At 36.5% G+C, this 7,081-nt stretch carries 9 protein-coding genes; 1 reads left to right on the plus strand and 8 read right to left on the minus strand.

All coding sequences use genetic code 11. The annotated features are described in order from the left end of the window. Nucleotides 1–152 precede the first annotated feature (152 nt). The 7 genes from ABDZ63_RS15600 to ABDZ63_RS15630 form a co-directional block, all read right to left on the minus strand. The gene (locus tag ABDZ63_RS15600) at nt 153–965 is read right to left on the minus strand and encodes an alpha/beta fold hydrolase (protein ID WP_343785112.1); all 813 of its coding nucleotides are present in this window, start codon (nt 963–965) and stop codon (nt 153–155) included. Between the two features lie 627 nt (nt 966–1,592). Beyond that, complete coding sequence (locus tag ABDZ63_RS15605; RefSeq protein ID WP_343785115.1) at nt 1,593–2,114, minus strand: GrpB family protein; 522 nt, start codon at nt 2,112–2,114, stop codon at nt 1,593–1,595. Continuing rightward, on the minus strand, nt 2,111–3,190 hold the full coding sequence (locus ABDZ63_RS15610; protein ID WP_343785117.1) for a phosphotransferase: 1,080 nt from the start codon (nt 3,188–3,190) through the stop codon (nt 2,111–2,113). Before ABDZ63_RS15610 ends, ABDZ63_RS15605 begins: the two co-directional genes overlap by 4 nt. A 266-nt stretch (nt 3,191–3,456) precedes the next feature. Further along, nucleotides 3,457–3,720 (minus strand): hypothetical protein, encoded by a 264-nt coding sequence (locus tag ABDZ63_RS15615; protein WP_343785119.1) that lies wholly within the window; start codon nt 3,718–3,720, stop codon nt 3,457–3,459. A gap of 15 nt (nt 3,721–3,735) precedes the next feature. Beyond that, entirely contained in the window at nt 3,736–4,158 is a 423-nt protein-coding gene (gene fosM, locus ABDZ63_RS15620) for a FosM family fosfomycin resistance protein (protein ID WP_343785121.1), read from the minus strand. 28 nt (nt 4,159–4,186) lie between these two features. Then, nucleotides 4,187–4,585 carry a VOC family protein gene (locus ABDZ63_RS15625; RefSeq protein WP_343785123.1) on the minus strand — a complete coding sequence of 133 codons (399 nt, stop codon included), beginning with the start codon at nt 4,583–4,585 and terminating at the stop codon, nt 4,187–4,189. A gap of 19 nt (nt 4,586–4,604) precedes the next feature. Beyond that, complete coding sequence (locus ABDZ63_RS15630; protein WP_343785125.1) at nt 4,605–5,222, minus strand: NUDIX hydrolase; 618 nt, start codon at nt 5,220–5,222, stop codon at nt 4,605–4,607. Nucleotides 5,223–5,400: 178 nt separating this feature from the next. On the opposite strand from ABDZ63_RS15630, the gene ABDZ63_RS15635 reads away from it, so the two are divergent. Beyond that, on the plus strand, nt 5,401–6,420 hold the full coding sequence (locus ABDZ63_RS15635) for a DUF2332 domain-containing protein (protein WP_343785127.1): 1,020 nt from the start codon (nt 5,401–5,403) through the stop codon (nt 6,418–6,420). Nucleotides 6,421–6,524: 104 nt separating this feature from the next. Here the strand turns inward: ABDZ63_RS15635 and ABDZ63_RS15640 are convergent, their stop codons facing one another. Further along, a complete protein-coding gene (locus tag ABDZ63_RS15640) occupies nt 6,525–6,872 on the minus strand; it encodes a hypothetical protein (protein WP_343785129.1) in 348 nt (115 codons plus the stop codon). Nucleotides 6,873–7,081: the final 209 nt, after the last annotated feature.

A 7,081-nucleotide genomic window follows, 5' to 3' on the forward strand; every position in this document is an offset into this window, starting at 1 on the left:
CGCCAACGGCCGCCATCCAAAACCTCACTCTGAATTGTGTCTCTACCCCAACAAATATTGTAGAGCCTTTATTTTGAGTCAGTACCATAACGTTATACCTTATAAAACAAAAAAAGAGACTCCCTAATTATTGGAAGCCTCTTAAATATTTCTTATGCAATTGTCGTGTTCACTAATTTCTCAGTTTGCTTACAGCTAATGTGCTGTTGAATAAAATTAATTGAAGCTTCATTAAAATCTTGAGCTTGGTCAATATTACAAACATGTCCACAATCAGAGATGACTTCTAAGGATGAATATGAATCCCTGTCAACTGCGTATTCAGCACCCTCTATAAAGACATGGTCCTCATCACCCATCAAAAACAACTTCGGGACTTTGTTTGACATATTAACAAAGGTCTTGTGAAGGTTGTTAGACGTAACTAGTAACTCCGCCCACCTCACAAACTCTGATTGTCCTAACTTAGCCGCTTCTCGAACAAACATATTCCGCGACTTCTTATGGTTTTTCTTCGGCATTAAAATACCCGCAAATAGTTTGTATAGGAACATATAAGGAACAATCGAACGCACTAAATAAGCTAGTTTAAACAGTATGTCTGTCCAAAACTTCCACTTAATGACCGCACCTCCCATTGTCATCGAAGCAATTCTCTCAGGAGTCCTGCGGCACATCTCTGTCATCACCATTGTCCCTAAAGAAATACCGACTAAATGGGCTTTCTTAATATTTAAATGATCCAATACTTCCATCACTTTTTTAGCGATGTTTTTACATGTGTACTTTATATCTATAGAATCACTATTTCCGTGACCTGGAAAATTAATAAACACACAATTAAAATACTTTTTAAATCTTTTAGCTTGCTTATAAAACAATGTATGGTTTCCACCAACTCCATGCAAGAAAACAACCCATTCCTTGCTCGTATCATGCTGGTATAATTTGTAGTCTAATATCATAAGTCTCCACCCCAACAACCAAACCTTTTAGAAAAACTTAGTTTGTCCCCAATTCTTATGCTAAAACACTCCATGATTGAGACAAAATAAAAATAGTCCATAAAAAATGTAACACATTCCAACCGATCTGTCACCTTTCGACAGGTGGACATTGTGTGACATTAAGACTACTAGAAGGTCTGAAAATTGTCTCTTTTAATCACGCTCTGTTAAAGTCCGTTGTTGTTTTGTGATTCACTCTCGGTGGACGCTTTCACCCGCAGGGCACAAGTGCAACATCTGCTCAAACTTCCCTACCGGTCATTTGTCGCAGTGTCTTCTTTGCCGGGGCACGGCTCAGAGCCAAACAGCTTCATCGATTAAACATCTTAGTGTTTTGCACCGAGGAAGCCTACTTCGGAGCGTTACTAGCCAGACACAGGTGCATCACTCGGCAGGAAAACACTGCCTGTTGGGTCTCAGGGACTCGTGCTATTCCTGTGACGACCCGGACGGTCTAATGTCGACGTTGGCCACAGGACGCGGCCGAACTTAGTCGACCAGGAGTCGCCACCTTCGCTCATCACAATACAACAACTTAGAGCAACCTTTTAAATAATCAACACTAAGCTTTAACAGAGCCTTTAATTAAAGTCTTTCTTTTTGATACCATGCTAGAGCTCGTTGTTCTATTTGTTGCACCATACTCTCTTTACCCTTGACATACGCCTTGGAATCATATGGATATTCTTGAGACAACTGCTCCTTCAATTCACCATATTGTATTCTTATATCAGCACACGCCCTTAAATAATCCCTAAATACAAGGTGTCTGTGAATATGGAAACTACCAGCTTCAAATATATGAACATGGTGCGAGCGCTTGTCACCACCTTTTTGAAAATAACGCCTACCAGCAATACCATTCTCACCTTTAGGATCATATCCAATGGCTCTCATTTCTTTATTATACTGATCAACTGATTCAGTATCATTTACACCAATAAGTATATCAATAGTCGGCTTAGCTCTTAACCCAGGTACAGAGGTACTACCTATGTGATGTATCTCCCTACACTCTTCACCAAGAAGTGACTTCAACATTTCAGCTTCTTTTTGGTACTTTAATGGCCAATTTTTTTGATAGGGGATGATTTCAATTTTTCTCATTCGTTCACCTCATCAATTGTACTTAACCATTGATTGACATAATCGTCTATGATTTGCTTTTGATCCCAGTTGTCACGTAAGTGTGGAAAGATGAATTGTTGATATACCGTTAAGTAATATAATGGAGCAATCCTTTTTACTAAGTTAAACTCATACCTTAAATTCTCTAACGTATCAAAATCATTCCACTCACTTAAGTATTCTTCTAGTAAGCATTCACCTATATTTGAAGAAAAAGTTTCTTCAAGTTCATCAACGATTACTGTTGCACTCAAAAACGGGTGTGATATGGTACAATCTGACCAATCATATATAATCGGTTGGTCACCTTGAACTATTATGTTTCCACCAAAGTAATCACCGTGTTCAAGTGCATATGGAATTTTAGAGGTTTCTAATTCATTACAAAATTTATAGACTGTACTAAGTGTGGAAATGAGATTTGAATATGTATTATTAGAAAAGTTCCCCACTTCCTTTAACTCACCTAAAGATACTTCTAAAAGTCCTTGAGTTGTCTGAGATACAGAATAAGTTGGGCACCCCATTTTCCTTAACTCACTTATTTGATTAATTGATTGCTTTTGAATAGCAGCTAAATTAGTAAGCGCGTCTCTCCAATGATTAATGTCGTTAGAATAACCGAGCAATCCCCCTTTAAGCTCCTCCATAATATATTCATTATTGTCTGGATTAACATAAATGACTGTAGGAACCAAACCTTGGTGGTATTTATTTAGGTAGTCACTAACCAGCGGCTCGTGACTAAAAACATCAGGAACTGCTTTAAAATAATAATCACCTGCACCAATAAATAATTTAAACAGCGAAGAACGTTCCCAACTTCTAATCTGTTTAAATTCTACATTTGTACTTCCAACCACATTTTTTACACGCTTTTCGAAATTATGGCGCCACTCCCCTTTAAACCAAGGTTGATCATACTGATTACTTCTATTAACCCAATTAGACAGGATCTTATAATCTTCTTCACCTATTCCTTCTAAGCTATAAACATCTTGTATATCAATCCACTTAACTTCTAATTCGTCAGTCGATCGATTTAAAATATCCACTTCGAAGACACGTGTCGTATCTGTAACAGCAAAACATTTTAGAACATGAGAATACAAATTGAAACTTTCACTGAAATAACTATTAATATGTTCAGTTAAAGCTATATGTTTGGAAGAGAAACATGATTTGGGAAGATGCCACTCATTATTCTCATTTATTAACATCAATTTTTGATCGATCGAAGAAGTAACGATGAACTTATGAAGTATAGAACTACACATATTAATTAACCCTTTCATACAAATTAAAACCACTGTCTTCATGATCAAAAACCAGTGAAAAATGCACCTACAACTAATCCAATAACCATTAAAATTAAAGTCGCCTTCGCAAAGTTCTTGAGATTCAAATTAAAATCGCCAAAAGCCATAACTAAACAGGCTATTAAATTTAAAAATGGAATAGCTATTAAAATTAATACAACAATCCAAGTGACAATCGATACCTCCTGACTGCCCGGAGTCAGTTTATAGCTATAATCATTTGTTTGTTGGTAATTAGGATGACTTTCTATATAATTATGATCCATACCGCTCATCACCTTTTAATCAAAGAAGTCCATATGCTTCTTTTCCTGCTTATAATAATTCAATCGATCTTCCAGCGTACCTGTATGGAATTCAAATTTATGACCATCAGGGTCGGTGAAATATATCGACTTCATATCTTGTTCGTCACGCGGGCGCCCTGATAGAATATTCACTCCTAGATCTTTTAACTTAGCGTACACTTGCTCATACTCCTCTTCATCAATCGTAAAAGCAATATGTGTATAAGATTGTTTAATTTCATTACGCGGAATATCTTTTTCCACATTAAGAGCAAGCCACAAACCATTCAAATCGAAATAAGCCGTATTATCACCTTTTACTAATATCTTAGCTTCAAAAACCTTCTGATAAAAATCGATCGCTTGGTCTAAATCCGAAACAGAAAACAATAAATGATTAATCCCTTTTACTGACATACCTTCACCTCAATGAAATCAACCAGATTTAATTTGGCGCTACTAATTCCACCTTTATTCGGTCTGGGTCTTCGAAATAAACAGCATAATAATCTTCCCCACCTGCATACGGGTGGCGATCTGAATAAAGAATGGGTATTTTTTTATCCTTTAATTTGCGTGTCATTTCATCAACATGATCACGTGAAGATGCATGAAACGCTATATGATTCAAGCCTACTCGACACCTATGATAAGGTACGTCAAGGAACCGCTCCTCTACTTGGACAAAAACGATATATGTATGGTCAATTTTAAAACTATGTCCACCATCCCATTTTTGAAAAGAAGAATACCCTAATTCACCCAGAAGCCATCCCCAAAATTCTGTAGATTTTCTTAAGTCTGATACGTAAATTTCTATATGATGTAGTAACCCTTTATGCATACGAGATCCCCCACGATCATTAATCAAAGTAAACCGGTTGTTTTGGGTTCTGTAAATGCTGAAATGCTATATTAATTTGTGACTCTGTGTTTCTTGCAACCGATAATGGTGGTAATTCATCTTCACCAAAAAACTCAACAGCACTTGTCTCAATTCCTTCTTGAGCTTGCCCGCCAATGATTTCACACAAAATAAACATTTTATAAACATGGTAAGGAGATGGTGGATGGTCATGTTTCGCCTTATCAAATACACTAATTAACTTAGATACTTCAACATCATAACCCGCTTCTTCTTTTACCTCATTTACGGCCACTTCACCTGGAGACAAGCCTATATCTCCCCACCCTCCTGGTAATGCCCACTTGCCATCACCATTCTCCTTAACCATTAAAATTTTATTATCTTTAAAAACAACAGCCCTAATATCTACTTTAGGCGTAGCATAGCCGGTTTCATTTGCGAATAAATCTTTAATGACTGTTTGCTCGATCTCAGTATGCTGCGCTAAAATATCTGAGCTTATTTCTCTAATCATCTCGAACCTTTCTATGTCATAAATATCTTTTGAATAAGTTAACCCTGCCTGTGCTATAGACTGAAGTTGCTTGGCCCATTCTAACCATTTAGGTTCCATATGTTCACCACCAAAATTAAATATATTTAAATAAATAACATTCATTTCTTGAATAGTTAATATTTCTATTTCTGACCTGATTAAACCTTTAATCAATAAAGTCTTATATTAGTATGTTACCATTAATCCATGGTAAGTTATGGAATTATAGCTTCATTATACATTGGGGGAATGATTCATGGAACAACGTGTAGCAAATATTTTCGAAAAATTTGCAAAAGAAGAATGTGAAGGGTACTGCGAACTTTACGAACACTTATCTTTAAAGATAGCTGATGACGAAGAGATACTACAATTGGCCTCACACGCAAGAGCAGGACAACCTATTCCAAATTTGTTATTCGGTGCAGTCCATGCCCTTTTATTAAAAGGTAAAGAACACGAGTTAAAGCACTTCTATCCAAGTATTGTTTCAGAAGTTAAAGATGTAAAAGATTCTTATCCGTATTTCAAAGACTTTTGCGAGAATTACCGCGATGAAATTATAGAATTTTTACAAACGAAACTAGTTCAAACAAACGAAGTAAGACGATGTACATACCTTTATCCTACATTCAGCTACATATATGAAATCGCCAAAAAGCCGTTAGCCTTAATTGAAATTGGGACTAGCTCAGGTCTTCAGCTGCTATGGGATCAATACAATTATTCTTATGGTTCAGGCCAAATTTACGGTAACCGACATTCAAATGTACATTTAACTGCTGAGATCAAAGGTAATAATGAACCTGCCCTTCCAGTAGAAGCTCCACCAGTTGCGAAACGAATTGGCGTAGACCTCAATGTGTTGGACTTAAATGATGAAGAAGATGAATTCTGGCTAAACGCTCTCATATGGCCGAACCTTCATGAACGAAGAGAAACGCTTCAACAAGCAGCAGAAATGGTTAAACAAACTCCACTTACTTTAATTGAAGGAGATGGCGTGGCAATGCTTTCAGATTTAGTCAATGACATTCCAGAGGACTATGCAGTTTGTGTTTTTCATACACACGTTGCCAATCAAATCCCGGAGCAGACTAAAGATGATTTGCTTGAAGAAATTAAAAAGGTTGGTTCAACTAGAGAAGTCTTTCACGTTTACAACAACATTCAAGATCGCGATTTACACTTAGACTATTATATAAACGGCGAAGAATCTCTAAACACTATTGCTACAACAGCTGGTCATGGGAAATGGTTTACGTGGGAATTATAAATTATTAAACAAGCTTACATAGAGCATTGAATTGCAACTTAATTTAATGCTCTTTTTCACTTCATACATACATTTACTCAATAGGATATTTCCTAGATAAAGTATTAATTTTCTAAAAGCAACAACTTTTCCAAGTTCGCTTGATTTTGCCCCTCACTTTCATTAGGTACCCAGGAAACCGAGACTTCTACCCCCTCCTTCAAGTCTTCGAGATGAATAACTTCCTCCAATTGATCTACCATCTTGCTATTCTCTGTCACTCGCAAGTTCACTTCCATATTCTCACCTTCAACAGTCATCTCTTTATTAATATGATCTAAATCAGTAATAACCCCCCTTAACGAAGAGTGTTGGTGCGAATCAGACGTGTCTTCCATTGTATTAGAGTAACCACAGGCGCTAAGTGATAGAAATACACTTATCATTAAAAGAAAAATTAGCTTAATTTTCACTTTTACCATCTCCAAACCTTGAATAGACAACGAGCCACGGCATAAATTTATCACAAAACTCAATTAATCTATATCCATTTTCTAAAGAAAAGGTAGCTCAACTAAGGGTGCATGGTGCCATAATCTCCTAAACTGAACTACTGTTTATAGTAATCTAAAACTGACCCAGAATCGCAATTGAAAACTGACCCAAAGTAATAGAAAATTAC

The sequence above is a fragment of the Alkalibacillus silvisoli genome (assembly GCF_039521975.1).
Classification (GTDB): Bacteria; Bacillota; Bacilli; order Bacillales; family Alkalibacillaceae; genus Alkalibacillus; species Alkalibacillus silvisoli.

What these genes read in the sequence shown, in the direction of transcription:
- ABDZ63_RS15615 (WP_343785119.1), bottom strand. Translation starts at nt 3,720, where the DNA reads ATGGATCATAATTATATAGAAAGTCATCCTAATTACCAACAAACAAAT.
- fosM (WP_343785121.1), bottom strand. Translation starts at nt 4,158, where the DNA reads ATGTCAGTAAAAGGGATTAATCATTTATTGTTTTCTGTTTCGGATTTA.
- ABDZ63_RS15605 (WP_343785115.1), bottom strand. Translation starts at nt 2,114, where the DNA reads ATGAGAAAAATTGAAATCATCCCCTATCAAAAAAATTGGCCATTAAAG.
- ABDZ63_RS15625 (WP_343785123.1), bottom strand. Translation starts at nt 4,585, where the DNA reads ATGCATAAAGGGTTACTACATCATATAGAAATTTACGTATCAGACTTA.
- ABDZ63_RS15630 (WP_343785125.1), bottom strand. Translation starts at nt 5,222, where the DNA reads ATGGAACCTAAATGGTTAGAATGGGCCAAGCAACTTCAGTCTATAGCA.
- ABDZ63_RS15600 (WP_343785112.1), bottom strand. Translation starts at nt 965, where the DNA reads ATGATATTAGACTACAAATTATACCAGCATGATACGAGCAAGGAATGG.
- ABDZ63_RS15635 (WP_343785127.1), top strand. Translation starts at nt 5,401, where the DNA reads ATGGAACAACGTGTAGCAAATATTTTCGAAAAATTTGCAAAAGAAGAA.